At 57.7% G+C, this 23,406-nt stretch carries 26 protein-coding genes and 1 tRNA gene; 11 read left to right on the forward strand and 16 right to left on the reverse strand.

All coding sequences use genetic code 11. The features are described 5' to 3' along the window. Positions 1–54 precede the first annotated feature (54 nt). From ACR0IP_RS01485 to ACR0IP_RS01515, 7 genes are all read right to left on the reverse strand, one after another. Positions 55–131: transfer RNA gene (locus ACR0IP_RS01485), tRNA-Pro, on the reverse strand. Positions 132–191: 60 nt separating this feature from the next. Further along, positions 192–752, reverse strand: coding sequence for a MerR family transcriptional regulator (locus tag ACR0IP_RS01490; RefSeq protein ID WP_170373943.1), 561 nt, complete (start codon positions 750–752; stop codon positions 192–194). An 18-nt stretch (positions 753–770) separates the two neighbouring features. Continuing rightward, on the reverse strand, positions 771–1,073 hold the full coding sequence (gene ihfA, locus ACR0IP_RS01495; RefSeq protein WP_037316145.1) for an integration host factor subunit alpha: 303 nt from the start codon (positions 1,071–1,073) through the stop codon (positions 771–773). Between the two features lie 96 nt (positions 1,074–1,169). Continuing rightward, positions 1,170–2,141, reverse strand: coding sequence for a beta-ketoacyl-ACP synthase III (locus ACR0IP_RS01500; protein WP_480523391.1), 972 nt, complete (start codon positions 2,139–2,141; stop codon positions 1,170–1,172). A gap of 21 nt (positions 2,142–2,162) precedes the next feature. After that, the gene (plsX, locus tag ACR0IP_RS01505; protein WP_480523393.1) at positions 2,163–3,251 is read right to left on the reverse strand and encodes a phosphate acyltransferase PlsX; all 1,089 of its coding nucleotides are present in this window, start codon (positions 3,249–3,251) and stop codon (positions 2,163–2,165) included. Between the two features lie 24 nt (positions 3,252–3,275). Beyond that, on the reverse strand, positions 3,276–3,482 hold the full coding sequence (gene rpmF / locus ACR0IP_RS01510; RefSeq protein ID WP_008756996.1) for a 50S ribosomal protein L32: 207 nt from the start codon (positions 3,480–3,482) through the stop codon (positions 3,276–3,278). 204 nt (positions 3,483–3,686) lie between these two features. Next, a complete protein-coding gene (locus tag ACR0IP_RS01515; protein ID WP_170548171.1) occupies positions 3,687–4,223 on the reverse strand; it encodes a DUF177 domain-containing protein in 537 nt (178 codons plus the stop codon). An 84-nt stretch (positions 4,224–4,307) separates the two neighbouring features. Here ACR0IP_RS01515 and ACR0IP_RS01520 point away from each other — a divergent pair, with 84 nt between their 5' ends. The 3 genes from ACR0IP_RS01520 (at position 4,308) to ACR0IP_RS01530 (ending at position 7,496) form a co-directional block, all read left to right on the forward strand. Further along, positions 4,308–4,784, forward strand: coding sequence for an outer membrane protein assembly factor BamE (locus tag ACR0IP_RS01520; protein WP_480523855.1), 477 nt, complete (start codon positions 4,308–4,310; stop codon positions 4,782–4,784). Between the two features lie 100 nt (positions 4,785–4,884). After that, positions 4,885–5,619: a GNAT family N-acetyltransferase gene (locus ACR0IP_RS01525; RefSeq protein ID WP_480523395.1), complete on the forward strand. Its 735-nt coding sequence runs from the start codon at positions 4,885–4,887 to the stop codon at positions 5,617–5,619. A 68-nt stretch (positions 5,620–5,687) separates the two neighbouring features. After that, positions 5,688–7,496 (forward strand): ABC-F family ATP-binding cassette domain-containing protein, encoded by a 1,809-nt coding sequence (locus ACR0IP_RS01530; RefSeq protein ID WP_480523397.1) that lies wholly within the window; start codon positions 5,688–5,690, stop codon positions 7,494–7,496. 43 nt (positions 7,497–7,539) lie between these two features. Here ACR0IP_RS01530 and ACR0IP_RS01535 read toward each other — a convergent pair whose 3' ends face one another. Both ACR0IP_RS01535 and ACR0IP_RS01540 read right to left on the reverse strand, forming a co-directional pair. Further along, positions 7,540–8,094, reverse strand: a complete 555-nt coding sequence (locus ACR0IP_RS01535; protein ID WP_480523399.1) for a sugar O-acetyltransferase — start codon at positions 8,092–8,094, stop codon at positions 7,540–7,542. 10 nt (positions 8,095–8,104) lie between these two features. Next, positions 8,105–8,860: a 3-hydroxyacyl-CoA dehydrogenase gene (locus ACR0IP_RS01540; RefSeq protein ID WP_170638478.1), complete on the reverse strand. Its 756-nt coding sequence runs from the start codon at positions 8,858–8,860 to the stop codon at positions 8,105–8,107. A gap of 199 nt (positions 8,861–9,059) precedes the next feature. Here ACR0IP_RS01540 and ACR0IP_RS01545 point away from each other — a divergent pair, with 199 nt between their 5' ends. Then, the gene (locus tag ACR0IP_RS01545) at positions 9,060–9,824 is read left to right on the forward strand and encodes a hypothetical protein (RefSeq protein WP_480523402.1); all 765 of its coding nucleotides are present in this window, start codon (positions 9,060–9,062) and stop codon (positions 9,822–9,824) included. 100 nt (positions 9,825–9,924) lie between these two features. Here ACR0IP_RS01545 and ACR0IP_RS01550 read toward each other — a convergent pair whose 3' ends face one another. From ACR0IP_RS01550 to ACR0IP_RS01570, 5 genes are all read right to left on the reverse strand, one after another. Beyond that, positions 9,925–10,686, reverse strand: coding sequence for a DNA/RNA non-specific endonuclease (locus ACR0IP_RS01550; protein ID WP_480523404.1), 762 nt, complete (start codon positions 10,684–10,686; stop codon positions 9,925–9,927). Between the two features lie 109 nt (positions 10,687–10,795). After that, positions 10,796–12,046, reverse strand: coding sequence for a tyrosine--tRNA ligase (tyrS, locus tag ACR0IP_RS01555; protein ID WP_170548189.1), 1,251 nt, complete (start codon positions 12,044–12,046; stop codon positions 10,796–10,798). Between the two features lie 1,376 nt (positions 12,047–13,422). Continuing rightward, positions 13,423–13,848 (reverse strand): hypothetical protein, encoded by a 426-nt coding sequence (locus ACR0IP_RS01560; protein ID WP_480523406.1) that lies wholly within the window; start codon positions 13,846–13,848, stop codon positions 13,423–13,425. A gap of 18 nt (positions 13,849–13,866) precedes the next feature. Beyond that, positions 13,867–14,169, reverse strand: coding sequence for a hypothetical protein (locus ACR0IP_RS01565; protein ID WP_480523408.1), 303 nt, complete (start codon positions 14,167–14,169; stop codon positions 13,867–13,869). A gap of 261 nt (positions 14,170–14,430) precedes the next feature. Next, positions 14,431–15,567 carry a tyrosine-type recombinase/integrase gene (locus tag ACR0IP_RS01570; protein WP_480523410.1) on the reverse strand — a complete coding sequence of 379 codons (1,137 nt, stop codon included), beginning with the start codon at positions 15,565–15,567 and terminating at the stop codon, positions 14,431–14,433. Positions 15,568–16,021: 454 nt separating this feature from the next. Between ACR0IP_RS01570 and ACR0IP_RS01575 the strand changes: the two genes are divergently transcribed. From ACR0IP_RS01575 to ACR0IP_RS01585, 3 genes are all read left to right on the forward strand, one after another. Beyond that, entirely contained in the window at positions 16,022–17,143 is a 1,122-nt protein-coding gene (locus ACR0IP_RS01575; protein WP_480523412.1) for an anhydro-N-acetylmuramic acid kinase, read from the forward strand. Positions 17,144–17,227: 84 nt separating this feature from the next. Further along, positions 17,228–17,509 (forward strand): hypothetical protein, encoded by a 282-nt coding sequence (locus ACR0IP_RS01580; protein WP_170373933.1) that lies wholly within the window; start codon positions 17,228–17,230, stop codon positions 17,507–17,509. A 10-nt stretch (positions 17,510–17,519) separates the two neighbouring features. Next, positions 17,520–17,981 carry a hypothetical protein gene (locus tag ACR0IP_RS01585; protein ID WP_480523414.1) on the forward strand — a complete coding sequence of 154 codons (462 nt, stop codon included), beginning with the start codon at positions 17,520–17,522 and terminating at the stop codon, positions 17,979–17,981. A 91-nt stretch (positions 17,982–18,072) separates the two neighbouring features. Here the strand turns inward: ACR0IP_RS01585 and ACR0IP_RS01590 are convergent, their stop codons facing one another. Beyond that, a complete protein-coding gene (locus ACR0IP_RS01590; RefSeq protein WP_170373931.1) occupies positions 18,073–18,495 on the reverse strand; it encodes a cupin domain-containing protein in 423 nt (140 codons plus the stop codon). A gap of 87 nt (positions 18,496–18,582) precedes the next feature. On the opposite strand from ACR0IP_RS01590, the gene ACR0IP_RS01595 reads away from it, so the two are divergent. Next, positions 18,583–20,001, forward strand: coding sequence for a protein adenylyltransferase SelO (locus ACR0IP_RS01595; RefSeq protein ID WP_480523416.1), 1,419 nt, complete (start codon positions 18,583–18,585; stop codon positions 19,999–20,001). Here the strand turns inward: ACR0IP_RS01595 and ACR0IP_RS01600 are convergent. Further along, positions 19,977–20,894, reverse strand: coding sequence for an adenylate/guanylate cyclase domain-containing protein (locus ACR0IP_RS01600; RefSeq protein WP_170373929.1), 918 nt, complete (start codon positions 20,892–20,894; stop codon positions 19,977–19,979). The two genes, ACR0IP_RS01595 and ACR0IP_RS01600, sit on opposite strands and share 25 nt — an antisense overlap. A gap of 157 nt (positions 20,895–21,051) precedes the next feature. Here ACR0IP_RS01600 and ACR0IP_RS01605 point away from each other — a divergent pair, with 157 nt between their 5' ends. From ACR0IP_RS01605 to ACR0IP_RS01615, 3 genes are all read left to right on the forward strand, one after another. Then, a complete protein-coding gene (locus tag ACR0IP_RS01605; protein WP_480523418.1) occupies positions 21,052–21,756 on the forward strand; it encodes an endonuclease/exonuclease/phosphatase family protein in 705 nt (234 codons plus the stop codon). An 83-nt stretch (positions 21,757–21,839) separates the two neighbouring features. Further along, a complete protein-coding gene (locus ACR0IP_RS01610) occupies positions 21,840–22,253 on the forward strand; it encodes a Fur family transcriptional regulator (protein ID WP_170373928.1) in 414 nt (137 codons plus the stop codon). Positions 22,254–22,393: 140 nt separating this feature from the next. After that, the gene (locus ACR0IP_RS01615; protein ID WP_480523420.1) at positions 22,394–23,278 is read left to right on the forward strand and encodes a DMT family transporter; all 885 of its coding nucleotides are present in this window, start codon (positions 22,394–22,396) and stop codon (positions 23,276–23,278) included. Positions 23,279–23,406: the final 128 nt, after the last annotated feature.

Below are 23,406 nucleotides of genomic sequence, written 5' to 3' on the forward strand. Positions count from 1 at the left end.
CCCCCTGATGCCAGAGCGGGATCTGGCCTGTCTGCCATAAACGTCGGTGTGATTTGGTCGGGCTAGCAGGACTCGAACCTGCGACCTTCCGTCCCCCAGACGGACGCGCTACCAGGCTGCGCCATAGCCCGACGTTGGAGTGTTCATAACGGTTTTCCCGGCAGGGGCAAGAGGAAAACATTGCCTTTTTTCTATCCTGCCGCCCGTGTTTCCACCCGGTTCAACCATGCGCGCAAATCCTTGGCCAAGGGCGCGATACGGCTGAGTAGTTCATCGTCGAATTCGGACCGATTCCATGCCAGTGAAGCGATGCCTCCAACCAAAGGCGCGGCATCCAGATCGGCTGGTTCGGCGCTTTCCGCTGGTGCCTCAGCCTCTCGCGGTGCGTCGAGGTCCATCGGGATTTGTTGGGTCTGAGGTGCAGGTTTGGCGGAAAAGGGAACAACGGTGCTGTCCGTTTCCTCGACTGCAGGCTCATCCAGAGACGGCGAGAGCGCTGCGACATGGGCAACACCCTGTTCGCGCAAAATCCGCTGTACACCCTTGATGGTGATTCCATCCTCGTGCAGCAGCTTTTTGATACCGCCCAGCAGACGCATATCATTGGGGCGGTAGTACCGGCGTCCTCCGGCCCGTTTTACGGGTTTGACTTGGGTAAATCGGCTTTCCCAAAAGCGCAGGACATGGGCCTGTACTCCGAGCCAATCCGCAACTTCACTTATGGTGCGAAATGCGTCGGGAGATTTGCTCATGTCCGCGAGGTCCTAGGATTACTTGCGATTCCCGGCGGCGACGCGATCCTTCATCAGGTGCGACGGACGGAAAGTCAGCACGCGGCGGGGTTGAATGGGAACCTCTTCGCCGGTTTTGGGGTTGCGACCGATACGAGCGGTTTTGTCCCGAACGCTGAACGTGCCGAATGAGGAAATCTTAACCTGTTCACCGCGCACCAGCGCGTCGGACATGTGGTTCAGAACGCTTTCCACCAGCTGCGCGCTTTCGTTGCGTGACAGGCCAACTTCACGAAAGACGGCTTCGCTTAGATCCATCCGGGTCAGTGTTTTGTCGCTCATACCTTTTCCCCTGTTGCTGTCAAAGCATAGGGCGGGGGCAAATTCACTGTCAATATCAATGAATTGCAGGTGGGGACGTAAGCTGAATTGCGCCGGTTACCAGCGCAGAACAACCGCGCCCCAAGCCAGCCCGCCGCCAATGGCTTCGGTTACGATCAGATCGCCTTGCTTGATTTGCCCACGCTGTTTGCCAACCGACAGGGCCAGAGGGATCGACGCGGCCGAGGTGTTGCCGTGATCCTGTACGGTGACCACGACATTCTCCATCGGCAAGCCCATCTTCTTGGCCGTGCCCTGAATGATGCGGATATTGGCTTGATGCGGCACAATCCAATCCACGTCCGAGGCCGTCAGCCCGGCGCGATCGAGTGCGGTGCTAGCGGTTTTGGCAAGCTTTTCAACGGCATGACGGAAGACCTGGTTGCCTTGCATCCGCAAGTGACCGGTCGATTGCGTTGACACGCCACCATCCACATAGAGCAGGTCCTGATACCGCCCGTCCGAGTTTAGATCGGTTGCCAAAACGCCCCGGTCGTCCGACGTGCCGGTGCTTTCCTGTTCCTCAAGGATCAGGGCACCTGCGCCGTCGCCGAACAACACGCAGGTCGAGCGGTCGGTCCAATCCATGATTCGGGAGAACGTCTCGGCCCCGATGACCAGAACGCGTTTGGCCTGACCCGAGAGGATCAGCGCGTTTGCATTGCTCAGCGCGAAAACGAATCCGGCGCATACGGCCTGCACATCGAAGGCAAAACCGCGCGTCATGCCAAGGCGGGCCTGAACCATAGTTGCAGCTGACGGAAAGGTCAGATCAGCGGTCGAGGTCGCAAGAACGATGGCGTCAATGTCGTCCGCTTCCAGCCCCGCGTCTGCAAGGGCGGCTTTTGCGGCATTGGTCGCCAGATCCGAGGTGGTTTCGCCTTCGGCAGCAAAGTGGCGGCGTTCGATTCCCGACCGGGTTCGGATCCATTCATCCGTCGTATCCAAAGTCTGTTCAAACTCGGAATTCGGGACAACACGTTCGGGCAAATAATGTCCGACACCTACAACGACTGAACGGCCTGCCATGTTTGAGGTACTGCCTTTTTGTTATTTTTCCGCCTGCGGCGCGGCATGCGCGGCATCTTGTGCAAGCTGGGCCGTTGATGCAACCCGTGCTGCCAATTTTTCGGCAAAACCTGATTGAGCCAGCGTGAAGGCCAGCTTGACTGCGGCTGACACTCCGGTCGCGTCCGCGCCACCGTGGGATTTCACCACGGTTCCGTTCAGCCCCAGAAAAACGCCCCCGTTCACGCGGCGCGGATCGATACGTTTTTTCAGGCGGTTCAGCGAGGTGATCGCCAGCACCGATGCAAGTCGAGAGAGGGGGGTGTATTTGAAGGCTTCGCGCAGAAGATCGCCGATCAGGCTGGCTGTGCCTTCGCCGGTCTTGATCGCAACGTTGCCGGTAAACCCATCGGTGACAATGACATCTGCCTTGTCGCCGGGAATATCGCTGCCTTCGACGAAGCCCACGAAATCGAAATTCGCGGATTCGGCGAAGTCGGTGATCATGGCATGCGCTTCTTTGAGCTCTGCCCGACCTTTATGTTCCTCGGTGCCGACATTCAGAAGCCCGATCCGAGGGCGCTGCAGCGCCATGCCGTTGCGCGCGTAAGAGGCGCCCATCAACGCATATTGCAGTAGATCCTTGGCGTCGGCGCGCACATCGGCGCCTACATCCAACATAACGTTGAACCCCTGAGGGTTGCGCGAGGGCCACAGAATCGCAATCGCCGGGCGGCTGACACCAGGCAGTTTGCGCAGACGCATCATCGACAGCGCCATCAGCGCGCCTGTGTTGCCACAGGATACCGCGCCATGGGCATCACCCTGACGCACGGCCTCAAGCGTGGACCACATCGAGGTCTGTTTGCCGTTGCGCACAACCTGGCTAGGCTTGTCCTCCATCGTGACGACGTCGGGACAATCACGAAAATCGACGCGCCCGTTAAGGACGCGCCGTTTCGCTACGAGCTTGCGCAGCTTGTCTTCCGGACCGTGCAGCAGAAACCCAATATCGGGGTTCTTCTTGGCCGATTGCGCCAAACCTGCAACAACAGCTACGGGACCATCGTCCCCCCCCATAGCATCAACGGAAATGATGATCCGTCCGGCGTGCGTGGGTTGTTCCGTCATGCGAAGGCTTGCGCTCGATCAGGCTTAGGCTGCGTCTTCGTCCAGGTCGATTTCGTCGGCCTGAGCGACTACTTCACGGTCGTCATAGTGGCCGCAGGATGCGCAAACGTGGTGCGGGCGCTTCAGCTCGCCGCAGTTCGGGCATTCGTTCGGGTTTGCAGCAACCAGAGCGTCGTGTGCGCGGCGATTGTTGCGACGCGACTTGGAAACTTTGTTCTGTTGGACGGCCATGGTCTCAACCTTTGTCTACTGAGGGTCAGCAGAATCGCCGCCGACCGGGTTTCATATTTCGTTTATCGTGGTTTGACGCGCGTTTAGGGTACATGCCCCACGTTGTCCAACCCTAAATCCGATGAGCGCGCGAAAATACTGCGATTCTCGACATGTTCAAGCGATTTTTCTGACCGCCTGCTATGACAGGAAATCTCTGCCCTGTCACTCGTCTTTTTTCAGCGCATCGCGCAAACCTGCCAGTCCGGCGAAGGGTTTTGCATCTTCGTCCGTCATCGCCTGTTTACCCGGCTCTGTATAGTCGGCCTGCTCCAGTTCCGCACCCTCTTTGCGAGGATAAAGGGGGAGGGCCAGTGACAGCGCCTCGATCATCACCTGAGTGGGGTCAATTTCGGCGCCCAGAGCCTCGGTTTCGTCGCCTTCGGGGATTTCGAACTCTTCATCCTCGGGGTCTGCCCAGTCGGCCAGAAAGGTACGAGTGACGGGGACGTCGATACGTGTGGTCACCGGTTCCAGCGTCACGACGCAGGGTTGCACGACAGTTGCGCCCAGTTTGGCGGTGAGGACCCAGTCCTTCTTTCCTTCGGCCTCAACTTGGCCGACAAAGCTGAGCTTGCGAAGGCCCAGCAGGTCAAGCTCGGCTTTGATGTTGTCCAGTTCTGTCGCGTTTGGGCGCAATTCGAAGGATGTTGGCGTGTTTTGGGGCAGGTCGGCCACCCGCAGAGATGTCGTGTTGCTCATTCGTGACCCTTTCCTGTGTTGAACCGGGGCATCGGTTTCTGTAAGCGGATAGGGGCCGTTACGGATCAAGGCAAGAGGGTGTATATGGTGATGGGTGTGAACAAGGTGAAACGAGCAGCGAAATCGCTCGTCTTTATTACCTGTCTGGCTGCGATTGCGGCCTGTACGCCAACCTTCAAGAATCACGGCTATATTCCGCCGGCCGAAGATCTGGCCGAGATCAAAGTGGGCGTCGATACCCGCGACACCGTGGCCGAAGCCATCGGCGCGCCCGGTATTTCCGGCGTTGTGCGAGATTCGGGCTATTACTACGTTGCCTCTCGCGTGCGCTTTTACGGCCCCAAAAGGCCCGAGGTTGTCTCGCGCGAGTTGGTTGCCATCAGCTTTGACCAGCGCGGCGTCGTCCGCAATATCGAGAGGTTCGGTCTGGAGGACGGAGTCGTCGTGACCCTTGAACGGCGCGTGACCGAATCCAGTATCCAGAACAACGGCTTCCTGCGTCAGCTGCTGGGCAATATCGGCAACTTCAACCCAGCTAACATTCCGGGCGCGACCAACTAAGTCACAGGACTGTCGTGTCGTCTTCACAAGGCGGTCACATCTGCCGTGATAGCAGAGCCATAAGGTTGAAATCCGGTCGGCAAGGGCGGAGGATGCGGTCATGGCTGTGTTGTTGAGCAAAGGGCGCTTTCGGGCGCGTCTGGCGCAGAGTGACGAAGATCTGGCGGCGGCGCAGGCGCTGCGGACGTGGGCGTTTGGCACCGGCGCATTGGATGCTGACGCGTTCGATCTGGTTTGCGCCCATGTTCTGGTCGAAGACCTGCAGGACGAGGGCGCTCTGGTCTGTTGTTTCCGTATGTTGACCATGGAGAGCGGCGCTGAGATCGGACGCAGCTACTCGGCGCAGTTTTACGATCTGTCCAGCCTCGAGGGGTTCTCGGGCCGTATGGTTGAGATGGGGCGGTTTTGTATCCACCCCGACCGGACAGACCCGGATATCCTACGTGCCGCGTGGGGCGCGATGACGGCCTATGTGGACCAGAACAGGATCGAGATGCTGTTTGGGTGCTCCTCATTCGCAGGCACCGAAACGGCCGAGTATCTGGACGCGTTTGCGATGCTCAAGGACCGTCATTTGGCCCCGAAACGCTGGCTGCCGCGGGTGAAGGCTCCGGATGTGTTTCGGTTTGCGTCCAAGCTGCGGCGCAGGCCGGACGCCAAAAAAGCGATGCTGCGGATGCCGCCGTTGCTGCGTACCTATCTGATGATGGGCGGTTGGGTCAGCGATCACGCGGTGGTGGATCGGCATATGAACACGTTACACGTGTTCACCGGGTTAGAGATCGGTGCGATACCTCCAGCCCGCAAACGGTTGCTGCGGGCGGTGGCTCGGTAATTCCGTATTTTCGACGACAAGAAGGTGTGGGCGTTGACGCGCCAGCGCTGCCGGTTTAGCTGGCGGGCATGGCGAGAATTCCTTTGTTGCAGATGTCCGGCATTTCCCTGACCTTCGGGGGTGATCCGGTGTTTTCCGGTTTGGATCTGGTGGTCCAGCCGGGTGATCGCGTTGCGCTTGTAGGGCGCAACGGCTCGGGTAAGTCCACCTTGATGAAGGTGATGGCGGGGCTGGTTGAGGCGGATCAGGGTGAGATCGTTGTGCCTCCCGGCAAATCCGTTGGGTACATGGAGCAGGACCCGGGGATGGAGGAGTTCGCGACGCTGGGCGACTATGCCTCAAGCGGGTTGGAACCGGGCGAGCTCTACAAGGTCGAACGGGCCGGTGAGGGGTTGAAATTCGACCCATCGCGCCCCGTTGAGACTGCTTCGGGCGGGGAACGGCGGCGCGCGGCCTTGGCCAAACTGATGGCCGAAGCGCCGGACCTGATGTTGCTGGACGAGCCAACCAACCATCTGGACATCGAAGCCATCGCTTGGCTGGAGCGCGAATTGGGCGCGACGCGGGCTGCCTATGTGCTGATCTCGCACGATCGCGCGTTCCTGCGGGCGTTGACCCGCGCGACCCTGTGGATTGATCGCGGCATGGTGCGGCGGCAGGAGCAGGGCTTCGAGGCGTTCGAGACTTGGCGCGACAAGGTCTGGGAAGAGGAGGATCAGCAGCGTCACAAATTGAACCGCCTGATCAAGTCAGAGGCGAAATGGGCGGTCGAAGGGATCAGTGCGCGACGTAAACGCAACCAAGGGCGGGTGCGGGCATTGCAAGCCCTGAGGGCCGAGAAGGCGGCGCAGATCAAGCGCCAGGGCTCGGCGGCAATGTCGCTTGAGGCGGGGCCAAAGTCTGGGCGCAAGGTGATCGAGGCCAAAGCCTTGTCCAAAGCCTATGGCGACAAGCAGATCGTGCGCGGCTTTGATCTGTTGGCGCAGCGCGGCGATCGGGTTGCCTTTGTTGGGCCGAACGGGGTGGGCAAAACCACTCTGTTGAAGATGCTGCTGGGGCAAGAGGCTCCGGATGAGGGCTCTGTGACCCTGGGCACCAATCTGGAAATCGCGGTGTTTGACCAGACCCGCGCGCAGTTGGACCCTGAAATGAGCCTCTGGGACAGCCTGACCGGCGACCCAGAGATGCGCGTGTCGGGCAAGGCCGATCAGGTCATGGTTGGCGGGCAGCCCAAGCATGTTGTGGGTTACCTCAAAGAGTTCCTGTTCGATGAACGCCAGGCAAGAGCGGCTGTTAAGTCCCTTTCCGGCGGGGAAAAAGCGCGTTTGCTGCTGGCGAAGTTAATGGCGAAACCGTCGAATCTACTGGTGCTGGACGAACCGACCAACGATCTGGATGTGGAAACTCTGGACCTGCTGCAAGAGCTGTTGGACGACTATGACGGCACGGTTCTGCTGGTCAGCCACGACCGGGACTTTCTGGACCGTGTGGCCACCACAACCATCGCGATGGAGGGCAATGGCCGTGCTACCGTTTATGCGGGCGGGTGGTCGGACTATATCGCTCAGCGGGGTGATCTTGCCCCTAAGAAAGAAGAGAAAACAAAAGCTTCCAAGCCAAAGGTGAAGCAAGAGGCCAAGCCGAAACTAGGCCTGTCCTTCTCGGAAAAGCACCGGTTGGAGAAGCTCCCGGCCGAGATTGCGCGGCTGGAGGCCGAGATTGCCAAACTGGAAGAGCTGATGGCGGACCCGGATTTGTTCACGCGTGAGCCGGTCAAGTTCCAAAAAGCCACCGAGGCGTTGGTCGAACGGCAGGAAAAACTGTCGGCCTCCGAGGAAGAGTGGCTGATGCTTGAGGAAAAGGCCGAAGGCGGGTAGCAAAAGACCCGAAACTCAGTTTCCTCAGGTTTTCAAGGTCGTCTTATGCGCTTCCCCGGATCTGGCGTGCTGGGTTGCCAACGACCGTTTCATCGGGTGCGACAGATTTGGTCACGACACTGCCCGCGCCTACAATGGCCCGGTCGCCGATTGAGACACCAGGCAGGATTATAGCGCCGCCGCCAATCCAAACATTCTCTCCAATCGTGACCGGATGCGCGACTTCAAGACCGTCTGCGCGCAGGGCGGGGTCCTTGGCGTGTTCTGCGCAGTAGATCTGGACGTTAGGGCCCAGCATTGTGTCGCTGCCGATCCTGACAGACGCGGTATCCAATATGGTACAGCCCGCGTTAAAATAGACACGATCGCCCAGAGAGAGGTTGAATCCATAGGCGCAATGAAACGGGGCTTCGATGAAGCACATATGCCCGATTTCGGCGAAAAGCGCACGCAACTCAGGCGCGATCGGGCCGCGATCATCGGGCTGGCATGAGTTGTGGGCGTAAACGGCGCGACGGGCGGTCTGGCGCAAGTCTTCCAGTTCCGGATCGAGGCAGGTGTACCACGCACCCGCCGCCATTTTCTGCCGTTCGCTCATGTCCTTAGGGTTAGCGCATCCTTAGGGCGCCGTCGATGCGGATGACCTCTCCGTTCAGATATCCCATCTCGACGATGAAGGCGGCGAGGCGTCCGTATTCCTTCGGGTCCCCCAAGCGGGGTGGGTTCGGGACGTCGGCGGCCAATTGGGCTTGCACCTCTTCCGGCAGACCGGCCAGCATGGGCGTCATGAAGATTCCGGGCGCGATGGTCATCACCCGGATACCGGTTGAGGCCAGATCGCGTGCCATAGGTAGGGTCATACCAACCACGCCGCCTTTTGAAGCCGCGTAGGCTGCCTGACCTTTTTGCCCGTCGAATGCCGCGATTGAAGCGGTGTTGATGATGACTCCACGGGCCCCGTCTGCGTCCGGCTCATTCAGGGCCATTTGGGCTGCGGCAAGACGGGCGACATTGAAACTGCCCACCAGATTGATGTCGATTGTGCGCTGGAATGCGTCCAGAGGATGCGGGCCGTCGCGCCCAACGGTTTTGATACCATCCGCAATACCGGCGCAATTCACGGCAGCGGTGATCTTGCCCATTTTATCCGTGGCCAGCCCGACCGCTGCTGCGACCGAGGCTTCTTGGGTTACATCGGTCTCATTGAAATGCCCTCCGATCTCGGCGGCGACCTTCGCGCCTCGGTCGGCATCGCGATCCAGCAGCGTGACCTGAGCGCCTTGCGCGGCAAAGTACCGGGCGGTGGCTTCGCCCAAACCGGACGCGCCGCCGGTGATGATGGCTGCGGTGTCGGACAGGTTCATGATGGGCCTCCTCGCGGGTTAATGAACATATGTTCAATAAACAGTTTAGCCGCGTCCTGTCTATAGGTTTGGCTTTGGACCCCGCGTTGGGTTCTGAAGAAATCCTCAGAAACCTTTCAGATCGGCTTCACGGAAGATCGCCAACTCGTGAATGAACAACCTGACGCGGTCGGGTGTTTTTTCGTCAGGAGGTGCTGAAATGTTAAAGAGTACAAAGCAAAAACTTGGCGCGCTTGCGATTGCGCCGTTTGTCGGGGTGTTCATGGTCGGAAGCGCAGCAGCCGCGCCGGAAACCTGCAACTGGAAAACAGCGCGTGATCTCGCCAATGCCGGAGACTACGCAGGTTTGTGCGATTGCGCGCAGGTTACGCCCAGCTTTCTGGAGCGTCTGCAGAGGCGGGCCGATTTCGAAACCACTCTAAGCGTTACAGGTGCGCAATGCCCGGAATTGGCAACTTTGCTGACCGATTTGCCCACGGCAAGTGTGCAGGCCGCTTCGAACCAAGGCGAGGACAGGTCTTCTAGTGGTCCGGGCAACGGCGACGGAGTAGGTCCGGCAGGTGACGGTGGTCCAGGCGGCGATGACGGCCCCGGTGATGGGGGCGATGGACCCGGAGATGGCGGCGGCGATGGACCGGGTAACGGCGGCGATGGCCCCGGCAACGGTGGCGGCGGTGACGGCCCCGGTAACGGTGGCAATGGCGGCAACAACGGCGGTCCCGGCAACGGCAATGGAAATGGTGGAAACCCCGGAAACGGTGGCGGCAACAACGGTGGTTCAGGGCCGGGCACCGGTAACGGTGGTGGTAATAATGGTCAGGGCGGCGGCTCCGGAAACGGCGGCGGAGGCAGCGGAAATGGTGGAAACAGCGGAGGCGGCAAAGGCGGTGATGGCAAAGGCGGCGGTACAGGCGGCGACGGCAAAGGCGGCGGCAAGAACGGCGGAGGAAAGGGCAAGAAATAGCCCATGGCGACGCAGTCCCTGAACTTTTTGTAGGTCGCCACATCCGGCGACCTACACCAGCGTGTCAAACCCCGGATACAGCCAGCGCTAACTTGGCAATTTACAGCGCCAGCGGGTAGGTCATCGGTTGAGCGCCAGTCGCTTTGGGCATCTTCTTTGCCGCCGATGCCGGTAATTTCGACTTTGCGATCCGCTCGCCTGGTTTGCCGTCTTTGAAAAAACTGTCGACCCGCCAGCTTGCTTTCAGGGTTCTCGGCAGTTTGCTCAACATTCGCGAGGTTTCCTTTGACGCACTGCTCCACCAGGGTTTCATGCCGCCGCTGCACTTCGCATGAAACCGGACGCGGACCCGATAACCCGAGGCTTTCTCTTCTTTTTTGAAGTCCTGCAAGCTCTTGATCAGCTTGGATTCAAAGGCACTGTAGTAGGTCGAGTTCGAGCTGGCCGACATGGGCGTTAGATTGACATTAGTGCCGGGCCCGCCAAGTTTTTCGCTCAGGATGTGGCCTTTGATGTATGTCTGTGCCTGCAGTTCCGAGTAATCGGACAGCATCTGAATTTCTGTCAGCGCCAGAAGCTCCAAAATCTTGTCGACCGAATTTGCCTTGGCAAGCTTTTGGAGCGTCGACTTACTGGACAGAGCCTTTTGCACCGCAGCCAGATCAATCAGGTCCTTTACATCCCAGCGCGAGTTGAACCGCTCGACAATCGCGCAATGGCCGGTAGCCGGAGAGCTTCCCTTTTGCTTCAAGCTGTCGGTTGTCAGGATGCAGGTGACTTCATCCGCGCCGGTCGAGAATTTTTCGCCCTCAAAGACAACGTCGGCGCGGCGGGAAGATGTGAATTTGTTCGCAACTACCATGTTCAAATCATACTAAAACGCTTCAATAGTCAGCAGTTTAGCATAGATTTCGGCATCAACGAAATAAGGCGCTCCGGGCGCAGGTGTTTGCGCCCGGAAACGAGAAAGATCAGCCCAGCTGAACCAGAGCGTGGCGTTTCTTGCCTGCGCTCAGTTTGATCGGAGAGGAAAGCGCGCCTGCGTCAATCATCAGGCCTGCGTCCGTCAGCGGCGCGTCGTCCAGCTTGGCGCCGTTTTCCGAGATCAGGCGCTTGGCTTCTTTGCCGGACTTGGCCAGACCGGATTTCACAATCAACTGCACGATCGACATGCCATCGCCCAACTCATCCGCGCTGAGCGTGAGGGTCGGAAGGTCTCCGCCAACACCGCCTTTTTCGAACACTTCGCGCGCGGTGGCCTCGGCTGTGGCAGCGGCTTCGGCCCCATGCAGAAGGGTCGTGACCTCATTGGCGAGGCGAATTTTGGCCTCGTTGATCTCGGACCCCTGCAACGCGCCCATGCGGTCGCATTCATCGACCGGCAGCTCGGTGAAGATCTTCAGGAAGCGACCCACATCGGCGTCAGTCGTGTTGCGCCAGAACTGCCAGAACTCATAGGGCGATAGCATATCGCCGTTCAGCCAGATCGCACCGCCCTGCGATTTGCCCATCTTGCGGCCGTCGCTGGTTGTCAGCAGAGGCGTCGTCAGGCCGTAAATTTCCTGATCCAAGACGCGGCGGGTCAGGTCGATACCGTTGACGATATTACCCCACTGATCTGAGCCGCCCATTTGCAGAACGCAGCCATAGCGGCGGTTCAGCTCAAGGAAGTCGTAGGCCTGCAGGATCATGTAGTTGAATTCCAGGAAGCTCAGCGATTGTTCGCGGTCCAGCCGGGATTTCACCGACTCGAAGGACAGCATTCGGTTGACCGAGAAATGCCGCCCGATGTCGCGCAGGAAATCGAGGTAGTTCAGGCTGTCCAGCCATTCGGCATTGTTCAGCATCAGCGCGCCGGTCTCGCTGTCATCGTAGGACAGGTATTTCGAGAACACCTGCTTCATGCCCGCGATATTGGCGTCGATCTGTTCGGGCCCCAGCAGGGGACGTTCATCCGAGCGGAACGAGGGGTCGCCCACCTTGGTGGTGCCGCCGCCCATCAGGGTGATCGGCTTGTGGCCGGTCTTTTGCAACCAACGTAGCACCATGATGTTCATCAGGTGACCCACATGCAGCGACTGCGCGGTGGCGTCATAGCCGATATAAGCTGTCTGCACCCCGTCGATCAGCGCGTCGTCAAGGCCTTGATAATCGGTGCAGTCGGCCAGAAAGCCGCGCTCGATCATCGTGGCGATGAAATCCGATTTGGGGTGGTAGGTCACGGTACGTATTCCTCAGCCTTATTTCATTAGGCTCAACCGTCACAACCTAGAAGCTGGAGTAGGCTATGGTGAATCCGAGGTCAAGCAACAGGCTGAACCAATCTATCAACCACCGAGTAAGGTCAAGTCCTCAACGATAGATCCAAGCCTAAGTGTAGTTGTATGTCCAGTGATAGATGTTAGGTCATTCAATGTATCGGAAAGCCATATAACACAGGGCTTTGCTTATGGTCCGTTACTGCTGGTGTAAGTTTGAGGTCTGAACCCAACTCAGGATGGGAACGATAGAGTATTGCAGTGAGTAGTAATGATAACACCGAGCCTTACTTTCTTCGGTAACAACACTGCTCTTAAACTATGGGGCTACCCCTAAGCTGCACACAGCAGAGACAGCTAAGCGTTAATACTTATTAGATATATTATTGGTTTTTAGTATTAGAGAATTATTGGACGGCCATTTGTCTTATGGTTGTCGTCATCGCGCCTTGCGACATTCTGACTCAGCGAAACATGGCCCCCTACCGACCACGCCCCGCCCTTGGTTTGCAAGGGGTTGAAATGTGGCCTCAGGACACTTCAAACCCTTACATATATACTAACGAAATTCAGGCAGAATTTACAACCAACGAAGAGAAATAAAGTTGGGTGACATCCTAAGGGATGTCTCCGTTTCTGTAAAAAAAAGGTTTAGGGATGGTCTCGCCTTCGGATCAACCGTTAGTGCACTCCTCCGCACTATGGGGTGTCTATATTACTAAAAAGATTCAGGGAGTTTTGTTAACCGAATAAGGAAAATAAAGTTAGGTGTCACTCGTGTCCGCAGGGGTTCTGAGCTTGCTCAGGTTCCCGTGAGGTCTATCTTATATCCCGAGTAAAGAAAGTTGGAGAGTTAAAGGTTACGACGTGGGTTATCGCTACGCTCAGCCCCCACGCCTAAGGACATACTTCTTCGTCCAACCACCACCTGCCTTAAAAGTAGGTTAGAAGTTATAGTATATTTTAGTACTAGTACGCGCGTGAGTACGCGCACGTACACGTGAGGGGCCACGACAGGCCCGGTATCCTTCGTTTACAGGATGACTCGTACAGCCCTGTTAACTGCCTGACTGGGGCGAGGGTGGCCAAGACACCTGTTACGGCCCTGTAGGGTGCCTCCCAGAGTCTCTTAGGTGTGTTCCAGTGATGATAGGTCGGTCAATATCAGCCGGGATGATCACCCAACTTGATCATTAGAAAAGGGTGAAAATACTTTCCCACAAAAATACGAGCGATTGGCATCGCATTAGCCGTTAGGCTCATACTCACATTTGATTTTGTCAGGTGGGTTAGGTGGGCGAGGACTCGGACAACCGGAACCCCGCCACTGGATAAGACGCCTAGCCCTGATAACTATTGAGAGCTTTCTTACACAAGTTGAACCCAGCCTGAACTGGTGGTGATTGGTTGAGCAGGATTTGAGCGAACACCATTGAGTCACCTTCGGTTGGTTTTCCAGCACCAACGAGAGCGTGATAGTATTCACGGTTCTTTGATATGTCTTCGGTGACACCAATGGTTAGTTGAGATAGCTCATATGTGATGGTGCATCGCTTGATCGTTGTCCCACTATCAACGTAACCAGCAGCCAGCCCTGATATTAAGATCGACTCTCCACCACCACCGTCCAACTCAAGCTCGTAGAACTTGTGGTTAAATGTGCTCCCAAATATCTGCTTCTCGAAGGGTGCCTCAGCTTGTGCCGATGCGGTGAACCCTAGCACCACCGCCAATGCTGCAATCTGTGTGTATAGAACCTTGGTCATGTCGGATGATACCTGAGATTACTTATTGTCTCGGATAGCTTTGAACTTCTTCATCAGTTGTTCGTGAGCTTCGTAGTAGTCTTCAGTCAGCGCCCGAATTTGAGCTTCGATATGCTCAAGCCTCTGGATGGGGGTGTCCTTCTTACCGTCGAATACGGTGTGATCCTTGGCGTTGTTCATTACGATGAATTCAGCCTCAAGGGTGCCAGCGACATTCTGTGGGAATTGAAACAGACTGCCGAGTTCGTCGATAGCCGCATCCATCTTCGCATTGTCCCACATGCTTCTGTGATCGTGGTCTAGTTTCTTTCTTTTGAACATGTTTGCTCGTCCTCGTCTTAGTGGTATTGCCAGCCTTCGTAGCTGGTTGAACGTCGTATAACAACATTCCGTTAAGACTGGTTAAAACAGGTTTCACCAACCCAGATTCATGGGCGATAAACCGCCGCAACTATTGGTGGATTGGTTGACTGAGCTATGAAAATAAGGAGGTTCACACAGCCCTGTTAACCTGTCTTATGGTGTGTGCGGACCTGACGAGGCATTACACCCCGTCAGTGACTCTCTCTGTGGCTCTAAGACCTATTTGAAGCTCACACTTTGGGCAGCACCTTTGGCTTGCTCTTCGGTGGAGATAGCATAGTGCTTCATCAAGATAGATGTATCCTTGTGGCCCGAGATTTGCTGGACGATGTGAACAGGCACACCCTCACTGAGCAGGTTACTAATCACTGCCTTGCGTAGCTGGTGGACACCGAACCCTTTGACCTTGGCTTGTCGTCCAACCACCTCACCGAAGTAACTGATCCAATCCCTATGCCAACCGGGGAACATCGGACCAACACGTTCTTCATTAGGATCGTTCGCTTCGCTCCTTGGATGGGTAGCCAATGCTTCACGAGCTAGGTCATTGAGCCAGACTGTATGTTCTTCACCTTGCTTCCGTATCTCAGCAGGGAACACGATGCGATCCTCGTACACATCAGACCAATCTAACTTCATAACCTCACCACCTCGTTGACCTGTTGCAGCAGTCAGTGGCAGTGCACAGACCTTCTCCTTGTCAGGGTGCTGTCGAGCCGTATCCAATACCTTCGCTATATCCTCATTCGATACGAGTAATCTCTTCGGTTTCAGTGTGACGGGTTCGATAGTTAAAGTTCGATCCTTCAAGCACCAGTCATTGATAAGGGCCAGTCGATACACAGCCTTGAGCATCCTTCGAACATGGAAGGCAGTACCTTTACGCTCAGCAGCAACACTGGATACCAAGTCAGCTAGGTCATTGGGAACTATCTCGTCCAATAGCTCATGATGGAGCCGAGAAGGGACACATCGCCAAGCCTGAACTATCTGTTGTTGGAATGATGTGATCTTACCATCCTTGGCTTTCTTATCTTTGTAGTGCTGGTATGCCTGAGCCAATGTCAGGGCCTTGAGTTTGTCGTTCCACCGAGATTCTTCAAACTCTCTACGGGTTCGCTCAACAGCCTTAATAGCCACGCTACACGACATGTGGGGCCATACACCTAGCTTCTTACGCACTAGCCTTTGGGACTTAGCGTTCCACAGACGAGCATACCAAGTCTTCGATCCACCAGAACGTACTCTTAATGTCAATCCTGTTGGTGAAAGTATGGTGTAAGTTACTTCCCTAGATTCAGGTAATGGCAGTCTTTTAACGATGGACTCGGTAGCTTTCTCAATCTTCAACGACATGGTCGGTTCACTCCTGTTTCGGTTACAGGCAGTGATGGCCGAAGGCGTCATGAAACTAAGGTGTTTCAGTGCCCCGCAACATTAACCCGAGGGCACGTATCTGAGGAGGAGCTTGCTCCGAAAGATGGCCTACCACCGGCATATCTAACACCAGAAAGCCGCGCTCGGTCATCCGTGGCGAGGACAATCCATGACGGGGTGGTAGGTCATATCGTGCCCTCGGGTTAATGTTGCAGGGCACTGTATAGGCGGCAGCGTGGGGAAGGGGAAGGTGCCTTTTGTGCTGAAAAACACCTCGGGTCAGCGTCGCATACATGGCGCTCGGGGCAGAATTCTTTGCAGCTTGGGCGCAAGGCGCTTGCCTTGTCTGCCATAGGCGGGGCAGGTTGGCGCCGTTGCACGCTCTGATTGTTCAGAAGGCAGGTGCAACGACTGATACAGGCAGGAGGCAGCCGTGCGGCAGTCCAACAACAAACAAGGGCCGATCCGGGCGCTTGGGGCGATGTCAGGGACGTCAATGGATGGCGTGGATGCCGCTGTGGTCGAAACCGATGGTCACCGGATCTTCAGCTTTGGTGAAACCGGCTATCGCGCCTATTCTGAGGCCGAACGTGCGGTGATCCGCGCCGCTTTGGGGCAATGGCAAGGCCCCGATGTGGAGGTCGCGGGCGAGTTGGTGACCGTGGCCCATGCCGAGGCCCTGTCGGAATTCGAAGAGGTGGATTTGATCGGCTTTCACGGCCAGACCCTTGCGCATGAGCCGCGTGGGCGCGGCACCTTGCAAGTGGGCGATGGCGTCGGGCTGGCGCAGGCGCTGGGTTTGCCGGTTGTCTGGGACTTCCGCAGTGACGATGTGGCTTTAGGCGGCGAGGGCGCGCCTCTGGCCCCGTTCTTCCATTTCGCTTGTGCCAAATGGATCGATGCGCGGGAGCCGCTGTGTTTCCTGAACCTCGGCGGTGTCGGCAACCTGACCTATGTAGACCCGTCCTTTGATGGCCCTGAGGCACCGGGGGCGTTGCTGGCGTTTGACACCGGTCCGGCAAATGCGCCTGTGGATGATCTGATCCAAGCTCGCCTGGGCCTACCGATGGATCGCGATGGCGCAGTAGCCCGCGGCGGCTCCGTGGAAACCGGTGCGCTGGAGCTGTTTTTGGCCGAGCCATTCTTTGCGCGCATGCCGCCCAAATCCTTGGACCGAAACGACTTTGCCGAGATGGTGCGTCTGGTGCAGGAGTTGTGCGACGCAGATGCGGTTGCCACTCTGACCGCGATGTGCGCGGCGGGTGTGGCGCAGGGTATGCAGCATTGCCCGAAACCTCCGGCGCGCGTGTTGGTGACCGGCGGCGGGCGGCACAACCCCGTTCTGATGGAGATGCTGCGCGTCTCGTTGGATTGCCCGATTGAGCCGGTCGAGGCCGTGGGGCTGGACGGCGATATGCTGGAAGCGCAGGCCTTCGCCTATCTGGCGGTCCGCGTGGCGCGAGGTTTGCCGACCTCATGCCCTGGAACGACGGGGGTGCAGGCCCTGGTGGGCGGTGGCATTGTCAGCCGTGTCTCGGTGGACCAGGCCAGCTAAGCTGGAAACTCGGACCAAGTGGTTCAAAAGCGGACACAAATGTGCAACGCTTGTGTAAACTTGTTTCAACAAAGGTCTTGTTTCATGGCGACGAAAGCGGAACTGGAAGCCGAACTTGAGGCGTTGCGGGCTCGTAACGCGAAGTTGGAGGAGAGCGCTGAGGCGGGCGCCGAAGAAAAGACCTCGACCAAAACGAGCGATGAGATTCGGCGATTACTGAAAGAGCATGGCGTTGATCTATCCGGGGCCGAGGCCATGGGTGAGGAGGTCGTTGCCGAGTTTGGTCGATTGCAGAAGGATTATCCGATTACAGTTCTGCTGATTGCGTTCTCGCTTGGGTATGTGGTCGGTCGGGCCAGCAGATAGAGGGGGTGAGATGAGCAGACTTAGCAGAAATCTTGTAACGATCTATCGCACGGAGCGCCTGATCGCGCGTCGTCGTCTTGCGGTCATGCAGCAACAGACGATCCTGATGGTGCTGGCAGGTATCGCGGCACTGGCCGGTTTGGTTGCCCTGAATGTTGCCATCTTTTTTGCGTTGGACGCGTTGATGTCTTCCGCCGGTGCAGCAGCGGTGCTGGCGGCGGGGAACCTAGTTTTGGCGGCGCTACTGGTTCTGTTTGCGCGGCGGACCAGTGTCGAGGATGAAATCGCCCCGGCGGTGGAAGTGCGCGACATGGCAATCGCGGACGTTGAAGGCGAGATGGAGGAGATGGCCACTGAGGCGCGTGAGGTGGTTCAGGCGGTCAAGAGCATTGGCGCAAATCCGCTGGGATCTTTGCCGGCGTTGCTGGTGCCCTTGTTGACCGCGCTTTTGAAGAACCGGGCCGAGAAATAGGTGGGTGCGGGGTTGGGGGCTCTCCCACGCCGCGCTTTGCGCGACTCCCCCCGAGGTATTTTTAGCCAGATGAAGTTTGGATCCGCAATTGCTATCGGTTGCGAGGGATGTCGAAACCGGGGACGGCGAGGTCGAAACCTTCGAATTCGAAACCGGGAGAGACGGTGCAGCTGACCAGAGTATAGTCTCCGGTCGTTCGGGCGGCTTGCCAGTGGTTTTCAGGAACAATCAGTTGCGGTGCGCCTTGGGACAGGTTGGGGGTGAGAAGGTGATCGGTGGCGGGGCCTTGGTCGGTTTCACTGATCGATAGCACCAGAGGCGCGCCTGCATGGTAAAGCCAGATCTCGGTCGCATCGACGCGGTGCCAGTGGCTGGATTCCTCGGCCTCTAGCAGGAAATAGATGCAAGTGCCCGTGGCACGGCCTTCGTTTTGCGCGCGCCATGTCTCGCGGTACCAGCCGCCTTCGGGGTGTTTTTGCAGGTTCAGGTGGTCGATGATCTCTTGCGCGGTCATGTTTGGCCTTTTGGGTTTTTGCGCGATTATGCATGGGTCCGCACGATCCGCTATGGCAATCATCGCCTAAGGTCATATGTTTGCGCCATGACCCTTACGATCCCCTTTGATAACTCCTACGCCCGTTTGCCGGATGCCTTTTACACGCGGCAGTCTCCGGTTCCTGTGAAAGAGCCTCAGTTGATTGCGTTCAACGAGGGGTTGGCGCGGATATTGCGCATCTCACCCGGAGATGTCACGGAGATGGCACAGGCCTTTGCGGGCAATACGGTACCCGACGGGGCAGAGCCTTTGGCGCAGCTGTATTCTGGTCACCAGTTCGGGACTTATAATCCTCAGCTTGGCGACGGCCGTGCGGTTTTGCTGGGTGAGACTGTGGGCGAAGACGGGATACGCCGTGACATTCAACTAAAGGGCTCGGGCCGGACGCCTTATTCGCGGCAAGGCGATGGGCGAGCATGGCTGGGGCCGGTGTTGCGGGAATATGTGGTCTCAGAAGCGATGCATGCTCTGGGCATTCCGACCACGCGGGCTTTGGCCGCTGTTGAAACAGGTGAAGCCGTTTACCGCGAAGGGCCGATGCCCGGGGCGGTTTTGACCCGAGTGGCGCAGAGCCATTTGCGCGTTGGAACATTTCAGGTCTTTGCCGGGCGCAGGCAGGTCGAAAGTCTGAAGCAATTGACCGACTATGCCATCCAGCGCCACTACCCCGAGGCTGAAGGGCCAATGGGTCTTTTGCGGGCCGTTCGCGATGCGCAGGCAAAGCTGATCGCGGCGTGGATGAGCGTTGGGTTCATTCACGGGGTGATGAATACGGACAATTCCTCGATCGCGGGGGAGACCATCGACTATGGTCCTTGCGCCTTCATGGACAGCTACCATCCGAATACGGTCTACAGCTCAATCGACCGGATGGGGCGCTATGCCTATTCCAACCAGCCCGAAATTGCAGTGTGGAATCTGGCGCAACTGGCGACGGCCTTGATCCAGCAATACGATGATCCTCAGGACAGTGTCGAAGAGGCGACCGAGATCGTACACGCCATGCCCGATTTGCTCCAGCAGGAGTGGTTGCGCCGCTTCCGTGCCAAGCTGGGTTTGACGCGCGCAGAGGAGGGGGATCTTGGGCTGATCACCGACCTGTTGAAGCGTATGGCGGAGGAGCATGCGGATTTCACCAATACGTTCAGGGCGCTGGGCGGTGAGCGCGCGCGGGACCAATTCACGAACCCTGAGGCGTTTGATAGCTGGGCTGAGGGTTGGCAGGCCCGCATGTCACGCGAGGCGGACCCGCACGGGGTGATGTCAGCGACAAACCCGGCCTTCATCCCGCGCAACCACCGTGTTGAGCAGATGATCGAAGCTGCGGTGACGGGGGACTATGCCCCGTTCCATCGTTTGAACGATGTGTTGTCACGCCCCTTTGTGGATCAGCCCGAGAATCCCGACCTAACACGGCCCCCCAGTGAAAATGAGGTAGTTCACGCCACGTTTTGCGGAACCTGATTGCGGCCCAGCAGCTCGAATTGCAGGCAGGTCTCGGACATGTCGATGGGCAGGGTCGGTGAGATCAGGCCACTATCGGCCAGCATGACCGATTCCCGTTTCAGTTGGATTTCGCGTCCGGATTCTGATTTCACGTAGGTCCCCGAGGTGCTGCGGTCTGTCAGGATCAGCTTACCCGCTTTCATGGCAAGGACCGCATGCAGGCGCGAGATCCAGGGCTGCGGTAGCACCACATCGCAGTCAGGCGCGCGGCCAATCTTGAACTCTCCGTTTCCGAGACAGCGCCAGACGCGGTCCTCGTGGCGCAGGATCAGGGTCAGGCCTTCGCGGGGCTGCCAGTTCTCCTCGGTGCGGCCGAAATTCTGCGGCAGCCTGGTCTGCATGATCGAGTCAGACTCGGGGTGGATTAGCGAATAGGCTGTCTGAGCCTCGGTAAGCCCCTTGAGGCTAAGCTGGCCCAGCGGTGTAAGCGTGGTTCGTAGTTCGGCGGGCAGCAAGACAGCGATCCCTTGGCTGAAACAAGCCTCGCCCGGATTGGCTGCGGTTGCAAAACGGGCGGTCACGTTGACGGCCTCGCCATAGATGCCGCGCTTGCCGATCACGATGGGGCCGCAATGTACGCCGACGTGGACGGATAGCGGCGTATGGGTTGAAGGCTCGATCAGCTTCAGGGCTGCATTGTAGGCCGAGCTTGGGTTCTCGAAATAGCTGAGAACATCGTCGCCCTTTTGCCCGACCGGAATGCCGCCAAACTCCTGCAGGACCGAGCGTAGCCGGTCGATCTCAAGTTGGATCAGGCGCTGGGCTTCGTCATCGCCCACCGCCTTGTAGAGCGGCGTACTGCCCACGATATCGGCAATGATCATCGTGGCGAATGTGGATTCAACGTCCAAGGGCGAGTTTCCTTTTTGCGGCAGTTTAACCCCGCTTGATTTCGTGTAAACTTATTTAATGTAATACTCATAAACCTTTGAGGGAACGCGCTGAGAATTGCAACACCGCGCCCATTTCTAAGGTTCCAAATCGGTGCCGTTGACTCTGAAAAGCGATATGAAAATACCCTCGGTTCTGCGGCTTGCCAGCTACAATATTCAGAAATGCGTCGGCCTTGATCTCCGGCGTCAGCCACAGCGCATCCTTCAGGTTATTGAGGGGATGCGCGCCGATATCGTTGTGTTGCAAGAAGCTGATAAACGGCTGCCACCACGGCCTGCCGCGCTGCCTCAGTTCATGTTGGATGAGGCCGGATGGCAGATCGTCGATCTCGGCGGGGCAGGCAGTTTGGGATGGCATGGAAATGCGGTGATCTGGCGGGGCGATGCGATCTCGGTCCGTCAGACCGGCCATCACGAATTGCCGGGGTTCGAGCCGCGCGGCGCGGTGCGGGTTGAGTTCGATACCCCCATCGGGCCGCTAAGGGTGATGGGCATGCACCTGGGGCTGCTGTCTGCCTCGCGTCGCCGGCAGATCACCCATATACGCCAGTTCGGCGCGGATCTGGAGGATATGCCGACGGTCTGGGCCGGAGATTTCAACGAATGGTCGCGCTCACCTGTGCTCGATAACCTCGTGCCTGAGATGCGGTTTCTGCCTCCGCTCCCCAGCTTTCCTGCAGCCCAGCCCTTAGGCGCCTTGGACCGGATTGCCCTTGGGCAGGGGGTCGAGGTGCATGCGCATGGCGTGCACGAGGATCGCCCGGCCCATATCGCCTCGGACCATTTGCCGATCTGGGCCGATCTGCGCCTTGAAGGATGATCTGCAGGGGGATGTCGAATTCTTGTGGCGCGGCGCGTACGGACATACTAAGACAGACACCCGAGTAGTTTCTGAGGGGCAACATGCCGGATACGATCATTTCGCGTTGTGAAGCCAAAGGCCTTCGCATGACCGGCCAGCGGCGCACTATTGCGCAGGTTCTCGAGGAGAGCGCGGACCACCCAGATGTCGAAGAACTCTATGCCCGCGCGTCAGCTTTGGATTCGGGTATCTCGATCGCAACGGTCTACCGCACGGTGAAACTATTCGAAGAGGCTGGCATTCTGGAGCGTCTGGAATTCGGCGATGGCCGCGCCCGTTATGAAGATGCCGAGAGGGATCACCATGATCACCTGATCGACATGCAATCGGGGGAAGTGATCGAATTCGTCGACCCCGAGATCGAAGCGCTGCAGGAAAAGATCGCGGAAAAGTTGGGTTACCGTCTCAAAGGACATCGGCTGGAGCTGTATGGCGTTCCCATCAAGCCCGAGTGATCCATCACCAAACGCGATGGGTGGCAACAAGACAATTCATCGCTCGCGATGTGATAGGTCTTGATTTAACGCAATACATACGGTTTTGCTGAAGTGAGAAGGCGGCAATTGGTGCCGCCCGTTTCTTTACGGACAGACCCATGAACAACGTCAACGGCATTTTGCTGGTCATTGCGTCTATGGCGGCATTCACGCTTGAAGATGTGTTCATCAAGCAGCTGACGTCTTCCATCTCGCCGGGCCAGATTCTGGTCATGCTGGGGCTGGTCTGTTCTTTAGTATTTCTGGTCATGGCCATCGCGACCCGCAAACGGATTTTTGTACCCGAGGCGTGGCAGCTTTTACCAATGATCCGCGCTATGTCCGAAGCCGTCGCTGCGGTAGCCTTTGTGACGGCGCTGGCCCTTGTGGACCTTTCGACCGTGGCGGCCGTGTTTCAGGCAATGCCTCTAGCGGTCACCATGGGGGCGGCGCTGTTTTTGGGTGAACAAGTCGGTTGGCGACGCTGGAGCGCGATTGGCGTTGGTTTCATAGGGGTGCTGATGATCATCCGGCCCGGGCTTGAAGGTTTCCGCCCGGAATCCCTCTATGTGGTGGCTGCGGTTATTGGCGTGGCGGCCCGCGATCTGATTACACGGCGATTGGACAGCAAGGTCTCGTCGGCTGTGGTGTCCCTACAGGCCTATCTAGCCTTGGCTGTGGGCGGCGCGACCTTGATGATCATGAGCGGCCATCCACTGGAAACCATGCAAAGCGCTGAGGTTTGGCCTTTTGCCGGAGCGGCCTTTTTCGGTGTTCTGGGCTACTATGCGATCGTGATCGCAATGCGCGTCGGCGAAGCCTCGGCCGTCACGCCGTTTCGCTACACGCGGCTTCTGTTTTCGATCCTTGCGGGTGTCCTGGTCTTTGGGGAACGTCCGGACCTGATGACGCTGGCCGGGGCGTCCCTGATCATCGGCTCGGGCCTGTATACCTTTCTACGCGAACGCAAACTGGCGCGCGAAATGGCGTTGGCCGCAGCGTAACCCTGTTGGCGCAAACATGACGCTGTTAGCCCTAAAGGGTCGGGAATATACGTGTTAGCGATAACGGTAATGGTTTACTTTTAGTTCCGTGCTGCTATGACGCGTGCAACGGAATGCAGCCACAGGGA

This window comes from Ruegeria sp. AL11, assembly GCF_056540865.1.

What these genes read in the sequence shown, in the direction of transcription:
- ACR0IP_RS01605 (WP_480523418.1), top strand. Translation starts at nt 21,052, where the DNA reads ATGAAAATACCCTCGGTTCTGCGGCTTGCCAGCTACAATATTCAGAAA.
- ACR0IP_RS01585 (WP_480523414.1), top strand. Translation starts at nt 17,520, where the DNA reads ATGAGCAGACTTAGCAGAAATCTTGTAACGATCTATCGCACGGAGCGC.
- ACR0IP_RS01540 (WP_170638478.1), bottom strand. Translation starts at nt 8,860, where the DNA reads ATGAACCTGTCCGACACCGCAGCCATCATCACCGGCGGCGCGTCCGGT.
- plsX (WP_480523393.1), bottom strand. Translation starts at nt 3,251, where the DNA reads ATGACGGAACAACCCACGCACGCCGGACGGATCATCATTTCCGTTGAT.
- ACR0IP_RS01500 (WP_480523391.1), bottom strand. Translation starts at nt 2,141, where the DNA reads ATGGCAGGCCGTTCAGTCGTTGTAGGTGTCGGACATTATTTGCCCGAA.
- ACR0IP_RS01515 (WP_170548171.1), bottom strand. Translation starts at nt 4,223, where the DNA reads ATGAGCAACACGACATCTCTGCGGGTGGCCGACCTGCCCCAAAACACG.
- ihfA (WP_037316145.1), bottom strand. Translation starts at nt 1,073, where the DNA reads ATGAGCGACAAAACACTGACCCGGATGGATCTAAGCGAAGCCGTCTTT.
- rpmF (WP_008756996.1), bottom strand. Translation starts at nt 3,482, where the DNA reads ATGGCCGTCCAACAGAACAAAGTTTCCAAGTCGCGTCGCAACAATCGC.
- ACR0IP_RS01580 (WP_170373933.1), top strand. Translation starts at nt 17,228, where the DNA reads ATGGCGACGAAAGCGGAACTGGAAGCCGAACTTGAGGCGTTGCGGGCT.
- ACR0IP_RS01610 (WP_170373928.1), top strand. Translation starts at nt 21,840, where the DNA reads ATGCCGGATACGATCATTTCGCGTTGTGAAGCCAAAGGCCTTCGCATG.
- ACR0IP_RS01615 (WP_480523420.1), top strand. Translation starts at nt 22,394, where the DNA reads ATGAACAACGTCAACGGCATTTTGCTGGTCATTGCGTCTATGGCGGCA.
- ACR0IP_RS01550 (WP_480523404.1), bottom strand. Translation starts at nt 10,686, where the DNA reads ATGGTAGTTGCGAACAAATTCACATCTTCCCGCCGCGCCGACGTTGTC.
- ACR0IP_RS01525 (WP_480523395.1), top strand. Translation starts at nt 4,885, where the DNA reads ATGGCTGTGTTGTTGAGCAAAGGGCGCTTTCGGGCGCGTCTGGCGCAG.
- ACR0IP_RS01545 (WP_480523402.1), top strand. Translation starts at nt 9,060, where the DNA reads ATGTTAAAGAGTACAAAGCAAAAACTTGGCGCGCTTGCGATTGCGCCG.
- ACR0IP_RS01595 (WP_480523416.1), top strand. Translation starts at nt 18,583, where the DNA reads ATGACCCTTACGATCCCCTTTGATAACTCCTACGCCCGTTTGCCGGAT.
- ACR0IP_RS01570 (WP_480523410.1), bottom strand. Translation starts at nt 15,567, where the DNA reads ATGTCGTTGAAGATTGAGAAAGCTACCGAGTCCATCGTTAAAAGACTG.
- ACR0IP_RS01565 (WP_480523408.1), bottom strand. Translation starts at nt 14,169, where the DNA reads ATGTTCAAAAGAAAGAAACTAGACCACGATCACAGAAGCATGTGGGAC.
- ACR0IP_RS01560 (WP_480523406.1), bottom strand. Translation starts at nt 13,848, where the DNA reads ATGACCAAGGTTCTATACACACAGATTGCAGCATTGGCGGTGGTGCTA.
- ACR0IP_RS01530 (WP_480523397.1), top strand. Translation starts at nt 5,688, where the DNA reads ATGGCGAGAATTCCTTTGTTGCAGATGTCCGGCATTTCCCTGACCTTC.
- ACR0IP_RS01490 (WP_170373943.1), bottom strand. Translation starts at nt 752, where the DNA reads ATGAGCAAATCTCCCGACGCATTTCGCACCATAAGTGAAGTTGCGGAT.
- ACR0IP_RS01590 (WP_170373931.1), bottom strand. Translation starts at nt 18,495, where the DNA reads ATGACCGCGCAAGAGATCATCGACCACCTGAACCTGCAAAAACACCCC.
- ACR0IP_RS01535 (WP_480523399.1), bottom strand. Translation starts at nt 8,094, where the DNA reads ATGAGCGAACGGCAGAAAATGGCGGCGGGTGCGTGGTACACCTGCCTC.
- ACR0IP_RS01520 (WP_480523855.1), top strand. Translation starts at nt 4,308, where the DNA reads ATGGTGATGGGTGTGAACAAGGTGAAACGAGCAGCGAAATCGCTCGTC.